A 21,159-nucleotide genomic window follows, 5' to 3' on the forward strand; every position below is an offset into this window, starting at 1 on the left:
CGCACATCTCCTTCGCGGAGGGGGAAAGTGAACGTTGGCCGCAGTGATGCGACGTCAGCGTTCCTCGATCCTGTGCCTGTCCCCGCGCATCGCGCGACTCGGATGAAGTACGTGAGTGACAGGGCCGGTGACGCACGGACCTGATGGGCGAAGGAGACCTCGGCCGTCGGCGTGCTCCTCGGTCCGCCGGTCGCGGTCCCCCGCACAGGTGATGTGCGCGTCCGCGCCCCGGCGTCCTCCCGCCCGTGTCACCGTCTTCGCCACCGGCGTCAGGGGCGCCGGTGGCGAAGGCGGCCGATGCCGCCGCCGCGGGCAGGGCTCGCGCAGAACGCCTCACGCGAGCGGAGCCGCCCGCGGGGTTCGGACGACCGCCAGTCCGTCCCGCAGGACCTCGCGCAGCACCGCCTCGGCCTCCGCCTCCGGGCCCGGTGACCGCCATGCGACGAAGCCGTCGGGCCGGACGAGCACGGCGCCCCCACGTCCCGTGCCGTGGCGCTCCGCCCAGTCGGTGGCCTCCTCGGGCACCAGGTCCGCCCGAGCTCCGCTGCCCACCCGGTACGACGTGAGCGGGAGGGACAGTTCGTCGGCGAGGCGCACGGCGGCCGCGTGCCACTCGTTCGGCTCTGCCGCGTCGCTGAGCAGGACGAGGGACCGCTCGTAGAGGTCGAGCGTCGAGATCCGTTCGTCCCCGCGGCGCACCCACAGGTGCGGCGCCCTGCTGCCGGGTCCGCCGGTCAGGTCGAGGCTCTCCGGCACCACCGGGGCGGCGGGGTCGGCGCCGACGACGGCGCCCTGCGGGTAGCGGTAGCCGAGGGCCACGTTGAGGATGCCCTGTCGTGGGCCGCCACCGCCCGCTCCGGGCGGGGCGGCGAATCCCGGGTGGCTGTGCTCGGCCGACCGGGCCGCGGCCCGCGCGCTGGTGGCCTCGGCCACGGGACGGCGCTCGGCGTCGTAGGTGTCCAGCAGTTCCTCCCCGGCCCAGCCGTCGAGCACGGCGGCCAGCTTCCAGGCGAGGTTGTGGGCGTCCTGGATACCGGTGTTGGACCCGAAGGCCCCGGTGGGGGACATCTCATGAGCCGAGTCACCGGCGAGGAACACACGCCCCGACCGATAGCTGCGGGCGACCCTCTGGGCGGCGTGCCAGGGCGCCTTGCCGGTGATCTCCACATCGAGGTCGGGGACGCCGACCGCCCGGCGGATGTGCTCGGCGCACCACTCGTCCGTGAACTCGTCCAGACGCTGTCCGTGCTCGGGGTGCCAGGGGGCGTGGAAGACCCAGTTCTCGCGGTTGTCCACCGGCAGCAGGGCGCCGTCGGCCTCCGGGTTCGTCAGGTAGCAGACGATGAAGTGACGGTCGCCCACGACGTCGGCGAGCCGGTGGGAGCGGAAGGTGAGGCTGACGTTGTGGAACAGGTCGCCGGGTCCGCTCTGAGCGATGCCGAGCTGCTCACGTACGGGACTGCGGGGGCCGTCCGCGGCGACGAGATAGTTCGCGCGGATGGTGGTGTGCTCACCCGTCTCACGGCTCTTGACCACGGCGGTCACACCGGTGGGGTCGCTGTCGAACGACATCAGTTCGGTGGAGAAGCGCAGGTCGCCGCCGTGCCTGCGGGCGTGGTCGAGCAGGACCGGCTCGAGGTCGTTCTGGCTGCACAGGCACCAGGCGCTGGGGCTGAAGCGGGCCAGTCCACCGCCCGGGTCGATGTCCTTGAACAACCACTCGCCCGCGTCGCCGACCAGGGTGGGCGCCTGCAGGATGCCGTGGTTGACGGACAGGGTGGCGGCCGCCTCCTGGATGGCCTTCTCCACACCCGCCACCCGGAACAGTTCCATGGTGCGGACGTTGTTGCCCCGGCCTCGCGGGTGGATGGAGGTCCCCGCGTGGCGCTCCACCAGCAGGTGCGGTACGCCCAGCCGTCCCAGGAACAACGAGGTTGCCAGGCCGACCAGGGAGCCGCCCACGATGAGGACCGGGACGTCGACGGTGCGCGGGCCCGCCTGTCCGGCTCGTTCTTTCATCACTCTCGCCTCCAGTGCGTCGATGCCGCCGGCCCATCCGGTTGCGGCGGCGATCCTCATGCATGCCCCGGGGAGGTGACGGCGGCTCAGGCTTCACCCGCGTGCTTCGCGGTACGGCCCTCTGGGACGGCGGGGCAGATCGACCTGCGGCGGGACGGTCCGGTCGCCGGCTCGTCCGACATCGACACGCCTCCCACGGGACTCGTCCACGACGATGGGCACGCCATCGGGAATCCGTCCCCGAAGCCGGTCGAGCAGCGGCTGCACCCGGGGGAAGGTCACCGGGCAGGCGGAGGTGGATGTGCCTGGTCCGCGAGACGGCGTCGACGCTGGTGACGGATGCGTCCGGCCGGTCGGCCGGACACTGCCGCGCCGCTGTCTTCGTGCGGCCCGCCCAGATCTCGAGCAGAAGCGTGAGCGCGGTGTTCGCGGACAGGGGGACGAGCACGGCGGCGAAGAGCAGCGCCACGGCCGCGTACGCCCGGCGCGCGGGGCCGCCGGCCGCCGTCCCGGCTGCTCCGCCGTAGCTGAGGCCCGCGAAGATCACCATGCCCGCCGAGCACGGAGGCCGCCGGTGCGTCGGCGTCGCACCGAGCCGAGGGCGATGCCCATGATCGGTGTCGACAGGGGCGCGATGATCATCGCCGAACACCGCTGGTCATGCCCAAGAAACCACAGCGGCACGCGCACCCCGACCAAGACACGGTCGCCCTCGCCGGCTACGCCGTACTCCCCTGAACGAACCGTGCCGGTGCCCCGCCCACGGAGTGCGAGGCCCACAGCCCGGTGCTGGAATGGTGGCGGGGGCGGTAGGAGACAGCCGTGAGAACCAGAGGTGACGCCGTGAGCGAGGAACTCCGAGACGTGGGGCCCATCGACTACCTGGTCGTCGAGTTCCCCGGCAACCGTATGACCGGCGAGGGCTTCCCCCTCCTCGTCGATCTCGTGGACCGCGGCCTGATCCGGATCCTGGACCTGATGTTCGTCAGGAAGGACGACGACGGAACCGTGACCGGCATGGAGATCGCCGACCTCACCGGTGACGGCCGGCTCGACCTGGCCGTCTTCGAGGGCGCTTCGTCGGGCCTGCTGGGCCAGGACGACATCGAGGAGGCCGCCACCGCGCTGGAGCCCGGCTGCTCCGCGGGCATCCTGCTCTACGAGAACCTGTGGGCCGCCCCCTTCGCCGCCGCGCTGCGCCGTGGCGGGGCCAGGCTGGTCGCCTCGGGGCGCATTCCGGTCGATGCCGTCGTCGCGGCCCTCGACGCGACCGAAGCGGCTCGCTGAACGGCGTTCGACAACGCCGACGAGCAGAAGGGAACAGCCATGCCAGGTCTGATTCGCGGGGTCGCGCGAACCGCCGTCGTCGCCGGGACGGCGACCGCCGTGTCGAACCGCGTGACACGGCGGCAGCAGGGGCGATGGGCAGCGCAGGAGGGATACGGGGGGCACTCCACCCAGCCGCAGGCCGGCGCCGAACCGTCGGCCCCCGACATGACGGACAAGATCGAACAGTTGAGGCAGCTCGGTGAGCTCAGGACTCAAGGCGTGCTCACCGAGGCGGAGTTCGAGGAGCAGAAGCGCAGGCTGCTGCAGGCGTGATCAGGGCTGGCCGCGGGAAAGGGAAGCGGCCTGAGGACTGACGCCGCAGACCGCCGGTGTTCAGGAGGAAGGGAAGGGCCGCTCCGACCTCCCCAGGTGTCGCAGCCCTTCCCGTCCAGCGGCAATCGCTTACCCCGAGATGCGGACCTCATTCCTCCCCCCGTCGGCGCCCTTCCGACCAGGACGTTTCCTGCCGCCCGCCGCACCTCTCGCGTTTCCCCGTTCAACGCCGGGGTCGGTCGCCCGGCCCTTCCAGGGCTCCCTGCAACTCCCTGAGCGCCGGCAGCGCCTCCTCGATGGCCCGTCGGCTGTCCGGCGTGAGAGCGGTCAGGGCGCGGCTCAGCTCCTCCGTGCTCGCCCGGTCGTAGCGGTCGAGCAGATCGAGAGCGTGCGGGGAGGCCACGAGGGTGACCGTGCGCAGGTCGGTCGATGACGGCCTGCGCTCGACGAGACCCGACGCGGTCATGGTGCGGACCAGATTGCTGACCGTCGAGGAGGCCACGCGTAGACGGAACGCGACGTCACGTGGCGCGAGGGGGCCGGCCTCGGACAGGACTCTCAGGAGTTCGATCTGCGCTTCGGGAAGATTCGGCAGATCTTCCGCGCGGCGGGTGCGCAGCAGCACGGCTCGCCTGAGGGGTCCGATGAGGCGGCCGAGATCAGTCGCGGTGTCCATGGGTTCATATTGCCCTGAGTATTGTTTTGCCGCAAAATAGTTTTATGACAAAATAGACTGCGCCCCTGTAATGAACGACCGAGGAGACCCCTCTCATGGACAGCCGCGAAGCACACGAGACCACCGTCCACGACCCCGTCCCCCCGCAGCAGCTCTCCGGCATCGTCGGCCACCGCTTCATCTACACCTATGCCAACGGCTGGCAGTACGAGATGTACGTGAAGAACTCGACCACCATCGACTACCGGATCCACTCCGGCATGGTGGGCGGCCGATGGGTCAAGGACCAGCAGGTCGACCTGGTCCGACTGGACGACGACCACTACAAGGTGTCATGGAACGAGCCCACCGGCACGTCGGTCTGCGTGAACGTCATGCCCGGCAAGCGCCGCCTGCACGGCGTGATCTTCTTCCCCCGCTGGGTCGAGGAGCACGGCGAGCGCACCGTCCTCTACCAGAACGACCACCTCGACGAGATGCGCAGGTTCCGCGACGAAGGCCCGACGTATCCGATCCACGTGGTCCCGGAGTTCGCCGCGATCACCCTCTTCGAGTTCGTCGGCGCGGACGACGACACCGTCATCTCCACGGCACCCGGCGACCTCCCGCCGGGCTGGTCCGACCGCACCGGCTGACCACCCGGGCCCGCCCGCACGGTTCTCCCAAGATCGATTGTCAGTGGTGGGTGAGAAGGTGGGAACACCAAGCCGGAACGAGGGGGAGCTGTGATGTCCGAAAGCCAGAACTACATCAACCACGTTGCTCTAGTGCTGGATGCCAGCTCGTCGATGTCGCATCTGAGCCGCAAGGTCGTCGAAGTCGCCGACCAGCAGATCGCCTATCTCGCCCGCCGTTCGAGGGAACTGGACCAGGAAACCCGCGTCACGGTGTACGTCTTCGCCGACAAGGTGGAGTGCGTCATCTACGACAAGGACGTGCTGCGCATGCCGTCGCTGAAGCAGCTGTACCGGACCGGTGGGATGACGGCCCTCCTGGCAGCCGCGCTGAAGTCGCAGAGCGAGCTGGCCCAGACGGCCCAACTGTACGGAGACCACAGTTTCCTGACGTTCGTCCTGACCGACGGACAGGAGAACGCGAGCCACCGCTGCCCGGACGCCCCCGCCAGGGATCCACGTCAACTGGTCCAGTCCGTGGCGGAGATGATCCGGAACCAGCAGGACAACTGGACGCTGGCCGTGCTGGTGCCCGACCAGATGGGCAAGCGCGAGGCCATGCAGTGCGGCTTCCCCAAGGACAACATCGCCATATGGGACGCCACCAGCACGCAGGGCCTGGAGGAGGCCGGGCAGGTCATCCGGCAGGCCACCGAGAACTTCATGATGGGCCGCACCCAGGGCATCCGGGGATCACGTGCGGTGTTCTCCACGGGCGCGGAAGCGGTCAACGAAGACACCATCAAGGCAGCCGGCCTCACCCCGGCCGATCCGTCGAAGTACCAGCTGATCCCGGTGGCCCGCGACGCGGGAATCCGGGAGTGGGTCATCGAATGCGGGCACACCTACACCACCGGTGGCGCGTATTACGAGCTGAGCAAGTCGGAGAAGATCCAGGCGCGTAAGCAGATCGCGGTGCTGGAAAAGAAGACCGACCGCGTGTACACGGGCCCCCAGGCCCGCACCCTGCTCGGGCTGCCCAACACGGAAGTGCGCGTCAAGCCCGACCACAACGACCACTTCACCATCTTCGTGCAGAGCACGAGCGTCAACCGGAAGCTCGTGGCCAACACACGGCTGCTGCTCATGCTCTGACATCCCGTGAAGCCGATGGGGTGCCGGAGGTCTCATGAGACAAGAGGATGTCTCTGCGCCCCCGGCGCCCCGTCACACGGCTTCTGTCCGCCCCTCCCAAGAAGGCCATCCGAGGCCCCATTCGCCGGAGTTCGACCGACCCGTTCCCTCAGTGGAGGAGTCCCGGCGACAGACCTAGTTCACGCTCGCCGAGCGGGGTGAAGAAGCGCCCGACGTCGGCATCGGTGACCTCGGCCAGGGTCTTCGGCGACCAGCGCGGCCTGCGGTCCTTGTCGACGACCTGGGCGCGGATTCCCTCCACGAGGTCGGGTGTGTCCAGGGCGGCGCAGGACACGCGGTACTCCTGGTTCAGGACCAGCTCCAGCGGGCCCAGGGTCCGTGCGCGGCGCAGAGAGGCGAGGGTGACCTTGAGGGCGGTCGGCGACCTGGCGAGCAGGGTCTCCGCGGCGTCCTTGGCGGCAGAGTCACCGTGTGCGAGCAGGCGATGCACGATCTCCTCCACGGTGTCGGCGCAGTAGCCGGCGTCGATCCAGTCGCGCTGGGCGGCCAGGACGCCCTGCGGGGGTGTCCGCGCACAGCCGGCCAAGGCCTCCGCTGCGGGCAGCTCGGCCAAGGCGTCGAGGAAGTCCCCCAGCGAGGCCGTCGGCACGAAGTGATCGGCGAGCCCGCACAGCATCGCGTCGGCGGCGCCTACCTGGGCTCCCGTCAGGGCCAGATGAGTACCCAACTCGCCTGGAGCGGCGGCGAGCAGGTGGGTGCCCCCGACGTCCGGCACGAAACCGATGCCTGTCTCCGGCATGGCGATCCGGGACCGCTCGGTGACGACACGGACGCTGCCGTGCGCCGAGACGCCGACACCGCCGCCCATCACGATGCCGTCCATCACGGCGACGTACGGCTTGGGGTAGCGGGCGATGCGGGCGTTGAGGCGGTACTCGTCGCGCCAGAACGCGGCCGAGGCGCTGCCGTCGCCGTCGCGGGCGTCGTCGTGGATGGCACGGATGTCACCGCCGGCACACAGTCCTCGCTCCCCCGCGCCGGTGATGACGACGGTTCCCACGGCGGGGTCCCGTTCCCACGCGCGGAGCGCCTCGTCGATGCGGCGGACCATGGTGTGTGTGAGTGCGTTGAGGGCCCGAGGCCGGTTGAGCGTGATGTGGGCGGCGCGCCCGCTGGTGTGGAAGAGGACGGGTTCCCGTTCCCCGGTTCCGCTCACCGGAACGCCTCCCCCGGGCGGTGGGCCGCGTTGACGCGCATGTCCTGTCGGTTCCTTCCCGTTGGGGTGGAGGGCACTTCAGCCGCCGTGGCCGGTGCCGAACCACCTGGCGACTGAGGACCCTACGGTGCCTGATGACCCACCCGGACGAGTCGGCGGGGTGGACGGGGCGGGGCCGTACCGGTTCCGCGGCCGTACCCGGACGAGCTCCTCACGCCGGTGATCTCCCGGATCGCCGGGCGCCGTTCACCGGGCGGCATGTGTGCGCTACATTTTGCCTCTCTTTGACCGCGATCACTCATGATCTCTACGCTTCGGAGTTGGCACCCCCATGAGCGACATCGTCAACGGACTCGGCCGGGCCACTGCATACGGCGGTCTGGGACTGGTTCTGTTGCTCCTCGGCATCGTCCTGATCGACGTGCTGACGCCGGGAAAGCTCGGCCGGCAGATCTGGGAAGAGCGCAATCGCAACGCCGCCACCGTCCTCAGCTCCGCGCTGCTCGGTATCGGCGGCATCGTGTTCACGTCCATCTGGACGACGTACGAGGACTTCGGCAAGGGGCTGGTCTCGACCGCGGCGTTCGGGGTGCTGGGGCTGGTCATGATGGCGGTGGCGTTCCTGGTGGTGGACCTGGTCACGCCGGGACGCCTGGGTGCGACGCTGGTCGAGGCGGAGCCACATCCCGCGGTCTGGGTGACGGCATCCTGCAACCTCGCCGTTTCCGCACTCATTTCGGCGTCCATCGCCTGAACCAGCGGCTGGGCCTGAAGGTGTCGTACATCGACGACCGGTACACCTGCCCCCTCGGAACGGGTGAGGTGCACCCCGGCACCACCACCCTGCGCGAGACCACCACCCTGCGCGAGACCACCACCCTGCGCGACGCGACCTCCGCATGGCGGCAGCGCCGGGTGGCGATTCGTAACGAGGCGTAGGCAACGAGGTGCGACGGGAGGGCGACCGCCGCACACTCACCCGCGTCGGGTGAGGCGGCCCGTGCCGTGCCGTGGGCACGCTGATGAGGACACCGAACGGTTCGGAGCGCGGGCCTGGAGCTGCGAGCGTCCTCCTGCCTCTTCCGGCCCCATGAGCATCGCAAACGAGGCGCAAGATGACAGCGACACACACTCAACCGTCACGCAGGGCGAAGGACGAATGGGCCACCGGCCTGACCGCCTTCGCGGCTGTGATGCTCTTCCTGGTCGGCCTGCTCGACATCTTCCGGGGCATCATGGCCATCGCCGAGGACGACATCTTCGTGACGACCCGCAACTACGTTTTCGAGTTCGACCTGACCGGATGGGGCTGGATCCACCTGGCTCTGGGCGTCCTGGCCGTGATCGTCAGCCTGGGGCTGCTCAAGACGGCGATGTGGGCCCGCGTCCTGGGCGTGGCCATCGCCGGTCTCGTCATCATCGCCAACTTCCTTTCCCTGCCGCAGTACCCGGTGTGGTCGGTCGTGATGATCGCTCTCTCGGGCTTCATCATCTGGGCCCTCTGCGTCGTGCCGCGCGACAACCTCCTCGACCCGTCCGAGGAGGGCTCATGGCGCGAGCGCGAGGACACCTACCGTCCTTCGGCGGCTCCACGCCCGCCCCGCTGACGAGGTTCGCACCGACTCCGCCGGGCCACCCGCCATCCGGCCGGCCTGCCGCCGCAAGCGCAGGCCGGCGGGATGTGCGTGCGGTCTGTCGTGCGCCTGAGCGGGAAGGCTGGGATGCTGAGGGTGAAGCGCTGCCCATGACGTGGCCCTGACCGACAGGGGTGATGAACGCCGTGGCGGAAATCCATGACAACGTTCAAGGACCGGCGGTTCCCCTCGTTCCGGCGCTGTCGCACACCGACCCCGTGGGCGATCCGTTTCTGCGTACGCGATTCGCGCTCCCCGCGAGGCCCCGCACGTTCCTGCGCCGTCAGCGGCTCGTCGACCACCTCGGCCAGGCTCTGAGGAAGCCGTTGACCCTCCTCAACGGCCCCGCCGGAGCGGGCAAGACGCTGCTGGCCGCGGACTGGGCCTCCAGGCTGACTCCCCCCGTCGCATGGCTCACCGTCGACGCGGGCGACCGGCGTCCCGGGGTCTTCTGGGCCTACGTGCTGCAGGCCCTGCGCGCCGGTGGTGCACCGGCGTCCGGAGCGGTCGGAACACCTGCGGACGCCTCAGGCGTGGACCACAGACTGCTGTCGGCACTGGCCGGCGAGCTGAGCGACCGAGACCGGCCGGTGGTCCTCGTGCTCGACGAGTACGACCGTGTGACCGACGCTGAGGTCGCCGAGCAGCTGGAGTTCGTCCTGCACCACGCCGGCCGGGGTCTGCGCCTCGTTCTCGTCACGCGCAACGAACCACTGCTCCCGCTGCACCGCTACCGGGCTGCCGGGGAACTGACGGAGATCCGCTCCGCCGAACTGGCCTTCACGCCGGAAGAGGCCACCGCACTGCTGGAGCTGCACGGTCTGAGCCTCCCGGTCCAGGCGGCGCGGAACCTGGTGGACCGCACCCGGGGCTGGGCCGCCGGCCTGAGCCTGTCCGCCTTGGCCGCCCGGGAGAGTTCCGACCCCGAGCTCTATCTGAAGGAGTTCGAGGCGGACCGCAGCACGGTCGCGGACTTCCTGCTGGCCGAGGTCCTCAAGAGGCAGACACCGGAGACACAGGACCTGCTGCTGCGCGTCAGCGTCCTGGAGCGTTTCTGTCCCGACCTGGCCAACGCGCTGACCGACCGCATCGATGCGGATCCCATCCTCGCCGGGCTTCACCGTGATAACGCGTTCGTCGAGCGTCTCGGGCACTCGTGGTACCAGCTCCACCCCTTGTTCGGGGAGATACTGCGCACCCACCTGCGCGTTCACCGGCCCGGGCTGGAGCCGGAACTGCACCGACGGGCCGCGCAGTGGCTGCGCCGTCACGGGTTCCTGCCGGAGACACTCGCCCACAGCGCCGCCGCGGGCGACTGGGACCTCACCGCTGCCGCCCTCGTGGACGATCTCGCGATCGGGCTGCTCTTCACCGGCCCGAGCTCGGACAACCTGGCTCGGTTGTTCTCCCACATGGGGCCCGAAGCGAGGAGCCCGGCCACCCATCTCGTGCGCGCCGCCCACGACCTGTCCCGGCACGACCTCGATCACGGCCTGGCCAGCCTGCGCCGCGCCGAGGAGCAGCTTGCCGACGACGTCCACGGCGCGGCGGCCGCCCGGCTGAGCTGCGCGCTGCTGGAGGCCCTGGCCGCCCGGCTGACCGGTTGCCCCCCGGACGTGGAGAAGGCCGCCGAATCCGCCGCGGAACTACAACAGGAAGTTCCGGTTCACCTGCTGGACAAGCATCCCGAACTCACCGCCCTCCTGATGGCCCATGTGGGCTCGACGCTCCTGTGGGCCGGGCGCTACGAGGAGGCACGCGCCGTCCTGACCACCGTGGCCGGCGCTCCCGGTGGCACCTCCACCGCGCTGCCCCGGGAGGAGGCGATGGGGCACCTCGCCCTGCTCGACTACATGAACGGCTGGCCCGGCCGGGCGGAGCGCAAGGCACTGGCCGCGGTGTCCGAGGTGGACCGACCCGGTGCTCCCCAGCCGTCCGGGTCCGGAATCGGAAGGCTGGTCCTGGCCGCCGTGGCGGTGGATCGCAATGAGCTGGGCCGGGCACAAGCCCTCATCGACGAGGCGGCCGAGCTCTCCGGAACGCCTGACCCGGTGATGGCGGCGGGGCGGGCCCTCGCCGCGGCACGCCTCCTGATGGCCAGAGGAGAGGTGCGAGCCGCTGTCGAGGCGGCGGACCCCGCCGTCCCCGCCGCCGTGGCTTCCCCGTGGGCGATGAGCCACGAAGCGCTCGTCACCTCGGCCGCCCACCTGGCCGAGGGACGCCCGGACGAGGCCGCCGAGGTACTGCGGGCCGTCTCCGGTGACGAGCCCGTGTGCGCTGTGGAGGCCGCGGCGATCCAGCTCGCGGCACGACGTCCCACGGCAGCCTTCGACCTGCTCGACAGCGTCCACTCCCAGGGACGCACCGGCCCGGCGGTCACGGTGAGGGCAGCGCTGGTGAGGGCCCGGGCCGCCGACACGGCCGGGGACGGAGCCACCGCCCGCAAGCTCGTGGCACAGGCGCTGCTCGACGCCCGGCGTGAGCGGCTGCGGCGTCCGTTCCTGGACGCCGGAGCCTGGCTCCGGCCCCTCCTGGCCACGGCTCCGCTGCGCGATCTGGCGGCGGGCTGGCTGACCCCCGCCCCGGAGCCGCACGGCGAGCGGACCCGACCGCAGTCGCCGCCCGCACCGCTGGTCGCGGTGGAGCTGAGCCCGCGCGAGCACGACGTACTGGACCGGGTGGCCCGGATGATGTCGACGCAGGAGATCGCCGCCGACCTCTGCCTCTCGGTGAACACGGTGAAGACCCACCTGAAGAGCGTCTACCGGAAACTGGCGGTGAACCGGCGCGGCGAAGCGGTGCGTCGCGCCCGCGACCTCCGGATGCTCTGAGTTCGCGCCGCGTCACCTGCGCCGCAAGCCCCGTACTCCCCCTTCGCGGGTGAGGCGCGCGGCGCGTACATCGGGTGCCATGAAGGCAGTCGGCGTCCTACGCCGGCGCAGGCCGGGCACTGCGCCGGCGTACCGGACCGACTCGGCGAGGTGACATCGTGAAGCGCTGGCGGGCTCTGATCGTCCTGAGTGCGGCCCAGTTCCTGATGGTCCTGGACACCTCCGTGATGAACGTGTCCATGAGTCAGCCGGTCGAGGACTTCGACACGGAGGTCACCGCCATTGAGGCGGTCATCACCCTGTACGCGCTGGTGATGGCCGCTTTCATGATCATTGGCGGCAGGTTCGGGGACATCGTGGGGCGTCGCCGCATGTTCTGGCTCGGGATGGCGTCCACAACGTCGGGTCGGGTCTCTCATCTGTGGCACCCGCTCTGTGGGTGCTCATGCTGGGGTGGTCCGTCATCGAAGGGCGCGGCGCCATGATGTTGCGGGCCATGGCGGCCCTCGTCGCGGAGTCGTACCGAGGGCGCGAGCGGGCCATCGCCTACGCGGTCATCGGCGGGCTCGCCGGCGCGGGGATCGCGGTCGGCCCGCTGCCGGGCGGTTGGGTGACCACGTATCCGACCTGGCGGCTGGTCTTCGCCGGCGAGGTCTTGGTCGTCGTGGCGGTGCTGTCTCTGGCCAGTTTCCTCGTCACACCGCACCTGCCGGCCGCCCGCGGGAGTCGTCGGCGCGAGCAGGAGGCCGACGCCACGTCCGCGGAAACGGGATCGACCCGCTGAGTCCGCAGGGAGCCGCTCATGTCCAGGACCTCAACCGCCCCGGCCGGCCGCGGCAAGCGCAGGGCCGGCGCGGACTACACCGGCGGCGTCTACGGTTCCATGCTGGCGTCCTCCGTGGTGATCGGCGCCGGCTCCCTGGGCCGGTTCCCCCGGACCGAGCTGGTGGCGCTGCTGCTCCTCACCGGAGTGGTGTTCTGGATCGCGCACGTGCACGCCCAGTTGTTCGGGGCCCGCCTGGCACAGCACGCTCCGGACCGCCGTCTCGTACTGCACGTGTGCCGTGACGAGTGGCCCATCGTCAAGGCGGCGGTCCCGCCGGCCGCCGCGGTGGCGGTCAGTCCGCTCCTGGGGCTGGACGTCAGAGGTGCCCTGTGGCTGGCCCTGTGCGTCGCCGTGGTCGGCCAGATCGGCTGGTCCGTGGCCGCGGCCCGCCGTGCCGGAGCCTCGCCACGGCTCATGGCCGTCACCGCGTCGGTCAACCTGTTGCTCGGCCTGCTCATCATCGCTTTCAAGATCGTGCTGAAGCACTGATCCGGCGTCCGGCACTCGGCGGGGTCACCTGCTTCGGGTGAGGTCCGAGCCCGGACGGAGGCGCACGATGGGGGAAAGGGCGCCGTCCGCCTGTCCCGGGCAACCGTGGGAGGACAAGCTCGTGCGCTATGAGATCCGCGTCGAGGGACACCTGTCGGAAACGCTGGCGAAAGCCTTTCCGGAGCTGGGCCATGTGGTGATGGCCGGCCAGACCGTCCTGTTCGGCCACGTCGTGGACGAAGCGCATCTGTACGGGCTGCTGGCGCGCTGCCAGTCGCTGGGGCTGCGTGTCGTGGAGATGCGGCCGGTGCCGGAATGACCTGACCGGCCCGCGTGCCTCGTCAGCTCCCCGATGTGCGTCCGGCGTCAACTCAGCCGCCATACCCTGCGACTGACACTCCGTCATCCTGATGGCGGGCCGACCCGCTCGAGAAGCCGGCGCCGGCCACCGCGCTCGCGGGGCAACGCGACGGGCGTTCCGGCGCCACAGCGGCATCGGCAGATCACCCTTGACGGGTGACCCCGCCACGGGGCGGCGGGCGGGATTCTGGAGGCGGGAAGGCTGCGCACAGGTCCGGCCGCACTCCTGCGGCACCGCACCCGTGGCGGTCCCGGAAGGACCGATCGATCACGCGAGGAGGAGCCATGACGATGTCGCGTGGTCCGACGCCGCTCCCCGGGCAGGAACGCCGGTCCGACGGAGCGGCCCTCCCTCCGGCGGCCGACACCGCGTACGGGCTGGCTCGGCTGGGCCGTTCGTGGACCTGGCTCATGGGCTCGGCCGTCGCGACCTTGGTGCCGGGCGTGTTGATCCTGGTCTGGCCGGAGGCGACCCTGCACGTCCTGGCCGTTCTCGTCGGGCTGTACCTGCTGGTGAACGGGGCGTTCCGGTTGGTGGCCGTCTTCGGCCGGGAGGAGCACGGCGAACGGCTGCCGGGGCTGCTCCTGGCGGTCGTGTACGTCCTGGCCGGAGTGCTGTGCCTGCGCGACCCGCTGCAGACGATCACCGTGCTCTCGCTGGTCACAGGCCTCGTCTGGCTGGTGTCCGGGATCCTCACCCTCTACACGGCCGCTGTGACCGAGGATCTGCCGCATCGCGGCGTCGTCCTGGCTGCCGCGATGCTGGGCATCGTCGCGGGGATCGTGGTGCTCGCCCTGCCCACGGAGTCGGCCCGTGCCCTGACCCGGCTGCTCGGCCTGTGGCTGGTGCTGCTCGGCCTGGCCGAGACGGCGGTTGCTCTGGCGTGGCGGGCCGCGCTCCGAAAGACGCACACGGCGGGGCGGCACGCACCCTCCGAGGGTGCCTGAGACACCCCAGCGGTCGCGACGCAGCCGCCGGGGCCCGGGCGACGCCCACCTCCGCCATCCCGAGCGGCGACGACCACAGCGCACCGCTGGCGGGGCCTGCTGCCGGGGGCGGTGCCGGCCTGCGCCGGTACGGTCCTGTCGAGTCCGGCCGCTCGGTTGCTGGTGCCCGCAGCGATGGAGCGCAGCCTGGAGGAGTTCGGTCCCCTGGGTCCCGTATTCACCTTCCTCTCCTGGCTCATCGCCGTCTTCCTCGTGGCCGTGTCGGGCCTGGCGCTCGGTGAGTACGTCGCCTCCACCGCGTGGTACCGGGCTGCCGCACACTCACCCGCGCCGGGTGAGGCCGATCGTGTCTCCGCGGACCAGGCTGAATCCAGCACCCACCGGTGGCCCGGCGGGCGTCGAGACGGAGGAGAGAAGTGAGCGCGCAGACGTATCTGGCCTATGACTACCCCCTGCTGAGCGTCTTCTGGAGCATGCTCCTGTTCTTCCTGTGGATCATGTGGTTCATCCTGCTCTTCCGTGTGGTGGTCGACATCTTCCGTGACGACGACCTGAGCGGCTGGGCGAAGGCCGGCTGGCTGGTACTCACCGTCCTGCTGCCCTTCCTCGGCGTGTTCGTCTACGTGATCGCCCGCGGCAAGAACATGGGCCGCCGTGAGATGGCACAGGCCCGAGCACAGCAGGAGGCCTTGGACGCCCGCATCAGGCAGGCCGCGGGCACCGAGGAACGGCCCAGCAGCGTCGACGAACTCGCCAGGCTGTCCGAGATCCGGGACAGCGGGGCCATCACGGACGATGAGTACCGCAGGGCGAAGGAACTCGTCCTGACGGGACATGCCCCGGCCGGGCGGTCGGGGTTCACCCCGCCCGCGTCCGGTCGTTGATGCCGGCACGGGGCAATCCGGCGGCAGCAGCCGGTACGACGGTCGCCGACAGATCGTAGGCTGACGAGGCGGGGGCTCCTCGGCCTTCCGGGGTGGTCGCGAGGAACACGCGCCACGCGCACGACACCGCGGCAGCACAGCGGGACGTCGTACGGTCGAACCCCGTGACCGAGGAGGACTGCCGATGCGCAGCGTGACCTATTCGATGAGTGTCTCACTCGACGGCTACATCGTCGGGCCGGACGGCGGCTTCGACTGGACGGTGCCCGACGAGGAGGTCTTCCGCTTCTGGATCGACGAGATCCGAGAGGTCGGCGTCCACCTGCTGGGGCGACGGCTGTACGAGACGATGCTGTACTGGGAGACCGCCGACCGGGATCCTTCGCTCGGTGACCCGGAGCGCGAGTGGGCCGCGCTGTGGAACCCCCTGCCGAAGGTGGTGTTCTCCACGACACTGTCGGCGGTGCAGGGCAACGCCCGCCTGGCGTCCGGGGGTCTGGCGGGGGAGATCGAACGGTTGCGGGCCGAGCCGGCGGAGGGTGACATCGCGATCGGCGGCGCGACACTCGCCGCCGAGGCGGCGGCGTCGGATCTGATCGACGAGTACCGGACCATGGTCTACCCGGTGCTGCTCGGCGGAGGCATCCCGTTCTTCCCGCAGCGCGAACGCAGGGTCGATCTCGAACTCGTCGAGTCCCGCACCTTCGGTTCGAGAGTCGTCTACCACCGCCACCGCGTGGTGCGCCAGGACTGACGATCGCTGACGGAACCGCCCGCCCCCGTCCCCGTGGAAGCCGATCCGTTCACCCGAACAGCCGCCTCCGCGCTGTGCCGCAGCCGCACATGCGATGTCCTGGTCGGAGAGTCGTCCGTCCCATGGGGGAAGCATGTACGAGATGTGCCCCGGCCTCGACGAGCCCGGCACGACCTTCGTCTGGCACGTGAAGGCCAAACACGGCACCGTCGCCCTCTGCGGCCTGCCACTCGAACCGGGCGCGGCGAAGCCGGTGGAGACGGATCGCCATTGCCCGTCGTGCATGACCTCGTTCGGCCGGCTCGTCGACCAGCGCGGCCAGGTGTGAGATGCCCGGGCCTCGACGGCGGTGTGGGGCCGTTCCGCCACCGCCGCGTCCGTCACCGGTCCTCACCCGCACCGGGCCTGTCCTCGCGGTGCCGGCTGCCGGGCAGCATCTCCTGGACCTTGGCCTTGAAGCCCTGACGGACCATCGCGGTGCGATCGCTGTCGCCCTTGAGCACGGACGCCGCCGCGGCCTCGATCTGGTCGAGCGACGCGTGCGGCGGGATGGGCGGCACGGCCGGGTCGGTGCGGAAGTCCAGCACGAAGGGCCGGTCGGATGCCAGCGCCGCCTCCCACGCGCTCTGGACGTCCTGCGGCTTCTCCACCCGCATCCCGTTCAGCCCGACCGAGCGGGCGAAGTCGGCGTAGGCGACGTCGGGCAGGGACTGTGAGGGAAGGAACTGGGGAGCGCCGGACATGGCGCGCATCTCCCAGGTGACCTGGTTGAGGTCCTGGTTGTTGAGCACGGCCACGACCAGACGGGGGTCTTCCCACTGCTGCCAGTACTTGGCGATCGTGATCAGCTCGGCGAGTCCGTTCATCTGCATCGCCCCGTCGCCCACGAGCGCGATGGCGGGGCGGTCTCCGTGCGCGAACTTCGCCCCGATCACGTAGGGGACGCCGGGGCCCATCGTGGCGAGCGTGCCGGAGAGCGAGCCGCGCATGCTGCCGCGCAACCGCAGGTGGCGCGCGTACCAGTTGGCGGCGGAGCCGGAGTCGGCGGCCAGGATGACGTTGTCGGGCAGCAGGCCGTTCAGCGTGTGGGCCACGTACTCGGGGTTGATCGGGTCGGCGTCCACCGCGGCGCGCCGTTCCATGACCTCCCACCAACGGGCGGTGTCCTTCTCGATCTTCTTGCGCCAGCCGTCGTGCTCGGCCGGCCGCAGGCGCGGCAGCAGCCGCTGCAGGGTCGCGCGGGCGTCACCGACGAGGTTCACCTCGAACGGGTAGCGCAGGCCGACCATGTGCGGGTCGATGTCGATCTGGACGGCCCGCGCCTGACCGAACTCGGGCATGAACTGCGTGTAGGGAAAGCTGGATCCGATGACCAGCAGGGTGTCGCAGTCCTGCATCAGCTCGTACGACGGGCGCGTGCCGAGCAGGCCGATCGCGCCGGTGACATAGGGGAGGTCGTCGTCGAGCGCGTCCTTGCCGAGGAGCGCCTTGGCCACTCCGGCGCCCAGCCGGTCGGCGACCTCCATGACCTCCTGGCGGGCCCCGCGAGCGCCCTGGCCGATGAGCAGGGCGACCTTCTCACCGGCGTTCAGCACCTCGGCGGCACGCTCGATGTCGGATTCCGCGGGCACCGGGGCGTAGTGGGACATGCCCAGGCTGGAGGGCACCATCTTGAAGGCGTGCCCCGGGGCGGAGTAGTCGAGTTCCTGCACGTCGGCCGGGATGATGACGGCCGTCACCGAACGGCGCGCCATGGCGGTGCGCATGGCCCGGTCGAGCACGTTGGGAAGTTGCTCCGGGACGGTGACCATCTCGCAGAAGTCGGAGGCGACGTCCTTGTAGAGGCTCAGCAGGTCGACCTCCTGCTGGTAGGAGCCACCCATCGCGCTGCGGTTCGTCTGTCCCACGATCGCGACGACGGGCACGTGGTCGAGCTTGGCGTCGTACAGGCCGTTGAGGAGGTGGATGGCGCCGGGCCCTGAGGTGGCGGCGCACACCCCCACCCGGCCGGAGAACTTCGCGTAGCCGACGGCCTCGAACGCGGCCATCTCCTCGTGCCGGGCCTGGATGAACTCGGGCTTGTTGTCGGCCCGTCCCCAGGCCGCGAGCAGTCCGTTGATGCCGTCTCCGGGGTAGGCGAAGACGTGCTCCACCTCCCATTCACGCAGGCGCTGCAGGAGGTGGTCGGAGACCTTCATCGACATGGTGCTGACCTTTCCGGTGGGAGGTGTCGGACGGTGGTCGGGTGTGGGCGGGGCCCGGCGCAGGCGTCGCGCCGCGCTGCGAGCAGCCATGGCGGCAGCTCCGGTGGTCAGGCCCGCGGCGCCCGCCGTGACTGCGTGGAGTGTTCCTCCTCCTTCGTGGCCCGGTACGACGGGCACATCACGCCGCCTCGGCGGCTGCGGCAGTTGCCGATGCCGACGCAGCACATCACGGCGCGTGTGAACGAGTGGTCGTCCTCCGGACAGCCGAAGTGCGTCTCCGGCGCGGCCTCCGCTTCCACCACGTCGGCCGCCTCGTGCGACCCGCCGGTCGAGCCGCGGGTGCCGTGCGCGATGTACGAGTCATCGGGATAACCGTTCCTTTTGCGTGCCCCTCGTACGGGCGGAATCCTGTCCTGAGGGTGTCCTCCGCCACGGCGCCGGACCGCGGAGAATCTCGGGCCTCCGCGTACCCTCCCTTGCACTCTGCAATGGTGGTTTTCGCGGAACATTTCGGCCGCATCCACCCAGCCCCACCCCATGACCATTGCTTTATGCAATGGTTCGCCCTCGGGGGCGATGACACATCGCCGGTCGGAGAGGTGGAACGGCTTCATGGCGCGCTCCCACGGGCCGGCCGGCCATCCTCAGGGCGGTCGAGGGGGTGACGCCCAGGGTCGCGGCCATCGCGGCGAGCTTGACGGGCCCGCATGTCTCCAGCACCACGAGGGCGCGCAGCCGGGGAAGGGTCGCTGCGCTGCCAGGATTCCTATGACTTCGGTGGTGCGGGCGGGGATGCTCACCGCACGGTTTCCTTCTGCGGAGCGGTGGCCTCGGGCGCGGCCGGAGCGTCGAGGGTGCCGCGGCCGCCACGCTTGGCCGCGCGCCGCTTTCTCGGAGCTGTCGACGACCGCGGCGGCGAGGGAGTTGCCGATGACGTTCACACCGGTGCGGGCCATGTCGACGATGAAGTCGACTCCCAGGAGCAGGGCGACGCCCTCGGCGGGCAGTCCGATGCTGTTGCCCGCGGCGATGAGGACGACGATGGACGCGGATGCCACGCCGGCCATGCCCTTGGAGAAGATCACCAGCACTCCCACCATCAGGAGCAGGGCGGGCAGTACGAGCCGACCACGAACTGGCCCGGCTTGACCGCGGTGACGCCGGCTCCGACCTCCTCCACGAAGCCCACGTACTCATGGCCCGTCGGGTGCGCCCGGTCGGTCGGCTCGAGGCCTCGGTAGGGCCACAGGTCCGAGCCGCACACACAGGTGAGGGCCGTGCGGATGATCGCATCGGTCGGCGCCAGGATCTTCGGGTCGTCCAGGGTCTCGATGCGCACATCGCCGGGGGCGTGTATCACTGCTCCGCGCAATGGGGGTGTCCTCACGTTCGTCGAAGGGCTGGGCCTGGAGGGCCCGCAGGCGGGCGCTGCCGGGGTTCACGACCGGGGACGCCCGGGGGGAATGCCTCTGCTCCAGGGAACCGCTTCTATGCGCTTCTGGTCGGTCATGCGCGATCATGGCCGTGTGAAAGCTCGTTTCGTCGGCATCGCCGAACTGACCGAAGCCCCGTCCGTGGCCGTCGTCGTCGACGTCATGCGCGCTTTCACGGTTGCTGCATGGGCCTTCGGCCAGGGGGCGGAGCGGATCGTTCTCGCCGAGTCACTGGACGAAGCCCTGGCACTCAAGGCCAGGCACCCGGACTGGGTCGCGCTCAAGGACGGTCCGCCCGCTCCGGGGTTCGACACCGTCAACTCGCCCGGCCTGCTGCGCTCACTCGACCTCGGCGGACGCACCGTCGTGCAGAAGACCACGGCCGGGACGGTCGGCGCCCTTGCGGTCAAGGAGGCGTCGCTGGTGCTGTGCGCCGGGTTCGTCGTGGCGGAGGCGACGGCTCGGCTCCTGCGGACCCGCACCGGTGACAGTGACGAAGTCACGTTCGTGGTCACGGGCGAGGGTGGACAGGCCGATGAGGATCTGGCGTGCGCGCGGTACATCGCCCGGAGGGCCGTCGAGGCGGGGACGGACGCAGCGGGGTACCTCCGCCGCGCCGGGCGTTCGCGCGCTGCCGCCGAGCTGGCGCAGGGGGTGCGTCAAGGAGTCCATCCCGATGACGTCGCGCTCTGCCTCGAGCTCGACCGGTTCCCCTTTGCCATGGTGGCGGCCCTGGAGGACTCGCTCATGATCCTCCGCCCGTGTGCCGTGCCTTCGCCGGCCGACGGGCTCTCGACCTGACCCGGACGCGGCCTGGCCCGATCAGTGCCCGGCGACTGCCTTCACCAGGGCGACCGCCACGCCGATCGCCGCGTCCAGGAGCCCCGCCACCACCGCCGCCACCACACCACCTCCCATGCGCAGACCGCCCAGGCAGCCCCACAGGAAGAGGGATACGACGCCCACTCCCGCCGCTGCCAGCAACGCGGCGTCCAGGCTGAGGACGTCCAGCGCGGCCAGAGCGATCAGTGCGGCCGGACCCACGGCACACGACAGGAGCGGGCTGCTGACGTACAGCATGCGGCGCAGCTCATGGCCCGTGGCGAAGCGGCGATGGACGGTGCGGTGCGCCTGCTGGTCGGCGACGAGCGCGGCGAGCCACAGGCCCAGCGCGGTCGTCAGGACGGTGGCGGCGGCACCGAGGGCACCCACCTCACCGAGGGACAGACCGACCACCACGGCGATCATCGTGATGGTCGCGTAGATTCGTTCCTTCAGCCGGTCGGCCAGTGCACCGGCCTCCACACCGGGCGGCACATCCGCTCCACGGTCGTCCACCACCTGATGCCTCTCACCTGTGGTCCTTGCGCAGCCGCGATACGCGTACGCCGGTCACCATCAGCATGCCTCCCGCGGGTGCGGGCCCGGCGCTTCCACGCCGGGGCCCCCCCCCCCGAGGGAGGGGGGTGGGGGTACTGTGGGTTCGGAGGACCGAGACCTACGTACGTGCGGGT

At 70.5% G+C, this 21,159-nt stretch carries 22 protein-coding genes and 4 pseudogenes; 17 read left to right on the top strand and 9 right to left on the bottom strand.

All coding sequences use genetic code 11. The features are described 5' to 3' along the window. Positions 1–333 precede the first annotated feature (333 nt). A complete protein-coding gene (locus ACZ7EG_RS35350) occupies positions 334–2,019 on the bottom strand; it encodes an FAD-dependent oxidoreductase (protein ID WP_471088209.1) in 1,686 nt (561 codons plus the stop codon). 843 nt (positions 2,020–2,862) lie between these two features. On the opposite strand from ACZ7EG_RS35350, the gene ACZ7EG_RS35355 reads away from it, so the two are divergent. Beyond that, positions 2,863–3,306 (top strand): DUF6325 family protein, encoded by a 444-nt coding sequence (locus ACZ7EG_RS35355; RefSeq protein ID WP_471088413.1) that lies wholly within the window; start codon positions 2,863–2,865, stop codon positions 3,304–3,306. Between the two features lie 39 nt (positions 3,307–3,345). Then, positions 3,346–3,621, top strand: coding sequence for an SHOCT domain-containing protein (locus ACZ7EG_RS35360; RefSeq protein ID WP_471088211.1), 276 nt, complete (start codon positions 3,346–3,348; stop codon positions 3,619–3,621). A 223-nt stretch (positions 3,622–3,844) separates the two neighbouring features. Here ACZ7EG_RS35360 and ACZ7EG_RS35365 read toward each other — a convergent pair whose 3' ends face one another. After that, positions 3,845–4,297 carry a MarR family winged helix-turn-helix transcriptional regulator gene (locus tag ACZ7EG_RS35365; protein ID WP_471088213.1) on the bottom strand — a complete coding sequence of 151 codons (453 nt, stop codon included), beginning with the start codon at positions 4,295–4,297 and terminating at the stop codon, positions 3,845–3,847. Between the two features lie 95 nt (positions 4,298–4,392). On the opposite strand from ACZ7EG_RS35365, the gene ACZ7EG_RS35370 reads away from it, so the two are divergent. Further along, on the top strand, positions 4,393–4,932 hold the full coding sequence (locus ACZ7EG_RS35370) for a phenolic acid decarboxylase (RefSeq protein ID WP_471088215.1): 540 nt from the start codon (positions 4,393–4,395) through the stop codon (positions 4,930–4,932). Positions 4,933–5,025: 93 nt separating this feature from the next. Beyond that, positions 5,026–6,066, top strand: coding sequence for a vWA domain-containing protein (locus ACZ7EG_RS35375; protein WP_471088217.1), 1,041 nt, complete (start codon positions 5,026–5,028; stop codon positions 6,064–6,066). A gap of 148 nt (positions 6,067–6,214) precedes the next feature. On the opposite strand, the gene ACZ7EG_RS35380 is transcribed toward ACZ7EG_RS35375, so the two are convergent. Then, on the bottom strand, positions 6,215–7,282 hold the full coding sequence (locus ACZ7EG_RS35380) for an enoyl-CoA hydratase/isomerase family protein (RefSeq protein WP_471088219.1): 1,068 nt from the start codon (positions 7,280–7,282) through the stop codon (positions 6,215–6,217). Between the two features lie 331 nt (positions 7,283–7,613). Between ACZ7EG_RS35380 and ACZ7EG_RS35385 the strand changes: the two genes are divergently transcribed. The 12 genes and pseudogenes from ACZ7EG_RS35385 (at position 7,614) to ACZ7EG_RS35440 (ending at position 16,336) form a co-directional block, all read left to right on the top strand. Further along, positions 7,614–8,036 (top strand): DUF350 domain-containing protein, encoded by a 423-nt coding sequence (locus tag ACZ7EG_RS35385; RefSeq protein WP_471088221.1) that lies wholly within the window; start codon positions 7,614–7,616, stop codon positions 8,034–8,036. Positions 8,037–8,056: 20 nt separating this feature from the next. Then, the gene (locus ACZ7EG_RS35390) at positions 8,057–8,221 is read left to right on the top strand and encodes a hypothetical protein (protein WP_471088223.1); all 165 of its coding nucleotides are present in this window, start codon (positions 8,057–8,059) and stop codon (positions 8,219–8,221) included. A 176-nt stretch (positions 8,222–8,397) separates the two neighbouring features. Then, entirely contained in the window at positions 8,398–8,889 is a 492-nt protein-coding gene (locus ACZ7EG_RS35395) for a DUF7144 family membrane protein (RefSeq protein ID WP_471088225.1), read from the top strand. A 164-nt stretch (positions 8,890–9,053) separates the two neighbouring features. Beyond that, positions 9,054–11,747 (top strand): winged helix-turn-helix domain-containing protein, encoded by a 2,694-nt coding sequence (locus ACZ7EG_RS35400; RefSeq protein WP_471088227.1) that lies wholly within the window; start codon positions 9,054–9,056, stop codon positions 11,745–11,747. A 158-nt stretch (positions 11,748–11,905) separates the two neighbouring features. After that, positions 11,906–12,468: pseudogene (locus ACZ7EG_RS35405) on the top strand (MFS transporter); the annotation flags it as partial. 81 nt (positions 12,469–12,549) lie between these two features. Then, entirely contained in the window at positions 12,550–13,062 is a 513-nt protein-coding gene (locus ACZ7EG_RS35410) for a hypothetical protein (RefSeq protein WP_471088229.1), read from the top strand. Between the two features lie 121 nt (positions 13,063–13,183). After that, positions 13,184–13,381: a hypothetical protein gene (locus ACZ7EG_RS35415; RefSeq protein ID WP_053669428.1), complete on the top strand. Its 198-nt coding sequence runs from the start codon at positions 13,184–13,186 to the stop codon at positions 13,379–13,381. A gap of 326 nt (positions 13,382–13,707) precedes the next feature. Beyond that, complete coding sequence (locus ACZ7EG_RS35420; RefSeq protein ID WP_471088231.1) at positions 13,708–14,370, top strand: HdeD family acid-resistance protein; 663 nt, start codon at positions 13,708–13,710, stop codon at positions 14,368–14,370. Positions 14,371–14,544: 174 nt separating this feature from the next. After that, entirely contained in the window at positions 14,545–14,790 is a 246-nt protein-coding gene (locus ACZ7EG_RS35425; protein WP_471088233.1) for a hypothetical protein, read from the top strand. Beyond that, the gene (locus tag ACZ7EG_RS35430) at positions 14,787–15,254 is read left to right on the top strand and encodes an SHOCT domain-containing protein (RefSeq protein ID WP_471088235.1); all 468 of its coding nucleotides are present in this window, start codon (positions 14,787–14,789) and stop codon (positions 15,252–15,254) included. The genes ACZ7EG_RS35425 and ACZ7EG_RS35430 overlap by 4 nt, the downstream gene beginning before the upstream one ends. 184 nt (positions 15,255–15,438) lie before the next feature. After that, a complete protein-coding gene (locus ACZ7EG_RS35435; RefSeq protein WP_471088237.1) occupies positions 15,439–16,008 on the top strand; it encodes a dihydrofolate reductase family protein in 570 nt (189 codons plus the stop codon). Between the two features lie 133 nt (positions 16,009–16,141). Next, positions 16,142–16,336: a hypothetical protein gene (locus ACZ7EG_RS35440; protein WP_471088239.1), complete on the top strand. Its 195-nt coding sequence runs from the start codon at positions 16,142–16,144 to the stop codon at positions 16,334–16,336. Between the two features lie 52 nt (positions 16,337–16,388). Here ACZ7EG_RS35440 and ACZ7EG_RS35445 read toward each other — a convergent pair whose 3' ends face one another. From ACZ7EG_RS35445 to ACZ7EG_RS35465, 5 genes and pseudogenes are all read right to left on the bottom strand, one after another. Then, positions 16,389–18,212, bottom strand: coding sequence for a thiamine pyrophosphate-requiring protein (locus ACZ7EG_RS35445; RefSeq protein ID WP_471088415.1), 1,824 nt, complete (start codon positions 18,210–18,212; stop codon positions 16,389–16,391). Between the two features lie 107 nt (positions 18,213–18,319). Beyond that, positions 18,320–18,514: a hypothetical protein gene (locus tag ACZ7EG_RS35450; RefSeq protein ID WP_471088429.1), complete on the bottom strand. Its 195-nt coding sequence runs from the start codon at positions 18,512–18,514 to the stop codon at positions 18,320–18,322. Between the two features lie 328 nt (positions 18,515–18,842). After that, positions 18,843–18,959: pseudogene (locus ACZ7EG_RS35455) on the bottom strand (MarR family transcriptional regulator); the annotation flags it as partial. A 209-nt stretch (positions 18,960–19,168) separates the two neighbouring features. Next, a pseudogene (locus tag ACZ7EG_RS35460) lies at positions 19,169–19,312 on the bottom strand (cation:dicarboxylate symporter family transporter); the annotation flags it as partial. Positions 19,313–19,329: 17 nt separating this feature from the next. Next, positions 19,330–19,584, bottom strand: a pseudogene (locus tag ACZ7EG_RS35465) (alcohol dehydrogenase catalytic domain-containing protein); the annotation flags it as partial. A 154-nt stretch (positions 19,585–19,738) separates the two neighbouring features. Between ACZ7EG_RS35465 and ACZ7EG_RS35470 the strand changes: the two are divergent. After that, positions 19,739–20,446 (top strand): 2-phosphosulfolactate phosphatase, encoded by a 708-nt coding sequence (locus ACZ7EG_RS35470; protein ID WP_471088241.1) that lies wholly within the window; start codon positions 19,739–19,741, stop codon positions 20,444–20,446. A gap of 21 nt (positions 20,447–20,467) precedes the next feature. On the opposite strand, the gene ACZ7EG_RS35475 is transcribed toward ACZ7EG_RS35470, so the two are convergent. Continuing rightward, positions 20,468–20,986, bottom strand: a complete 519-nt coding sequence (locus ACZ7EG_RS35475) for a hypothetical protein (RefSeq protein WP_471088243.1) — start codon at positions 20,984–20,986, stop codon at positions 20,468–20,470. Positions 20,987–21,159 lie beyond the last annotated feature (173 nt).

The organism is Streptomyces sp. NPDC037100 (genome assembly GCF_055606225.1).

Bases quoted from the DNA above. Each gene is read 5' to 3' on its own strand.
- ACZ7EG_RS35350 (WP_471088209.1), bottom strand. From the start codon at position 2,019: ATGAAAGAACGAGCCGGACAGGCGGGCCCGCGCACCGTCGACGTCCCG.
- ACZ7EG_RS35360 (WP_471088211.1), top strand. From the start codon at position 3,346: ATGCCAGGTCTGATTCGCGGGGTCGCGCGAACCGCCGTCGTCGCCGGG.
- ACZ7EG_RS35365 (WP_471088213.1), bottom strand. From the start codon at position 4,297: ATGGACACCGCGACTGATCTCGGCCGCCTCATCGGACCCCTCAGGCGA.
- ACZ7EG_RS35370 (WP_471088215.1), top strand. From the start codon at position 4,393: ATGGACAGCCGCGAAGCACACGAGACCACCGTCCACGACCCCGTCCCC.
- ACZ7EG_RS35375 (WP_471088217.1), top strand. From the start codon at position 5,026: ATGTCCGAAAGCCAGAACTACATCAACCACGTTGCTCTAGTGCTGGAT.
- ACZ7EG_RS35385 (WP_471088221.1), top strand. From the start codon at position 7,614: ATGAGCGACATCGTCAACGGACTCGGCCGGGCCACTGCATACGGCGGT.
- ACZ7EG_RS35395 (WP_471088225.1), top strand. From the start codon at position 8,398: ATGACAGCGACACACACTCAACCGTCACGCAGGGCGAAGGACGAATGG.
- ACZ7EG_RS35400 (WP_471088227.1), top strand. From the start codon at position 9,054: ATGAACGCCGTGGCGGAAATCCATGACAACGTTCAAGGACCGGCGGTT.
- ACZ7EG_RS35410 (WP_471088229.1), top strand. From the start codon at position 12,550: ATGTCCAGGACCTCAACCGCCCCGGCCGGCCGCGGCAAGCGCAGGGCC.
- ACZ7EG_RS35420 (WP_471088231.1), top strand. From the start codon at position 13,708: ATGACGATGTCGCGTGGTCCGACGCCGCTCCCCGGGCAGGAACGCCGG.
- ACZ7EG_RS35425 (WP_471088233.1), top strand. From the start codon at position 14,545: ATGGAGCGCAGCCTGGAGGAGTTCGGTCCCCTGGGTCCCGTATTCACC.
- ACZ7EG_RS35435 (WP_471088237.1), top strand. From the start codon at position 15,439: ATGCGCAGCGTGACCTATTCGATGAGTGTCTCACTCGACGGCTACATC.
- ACZ7EG_RS35440 (WP_471088239.1), top strand. From the start codon at position 16,142: ATGTACGAGATGTGCCCCGGCCTCGACGAGCCCGGCACGACCTTCGTC.
- ACZ7EG_RS35445 (WP_471088415.1), bottom strand. From the start codon at position 18,212: ATGTCGATGAAGGTCTCCGACCACCTCCTGCAGCGCCTGCGTGAATGG.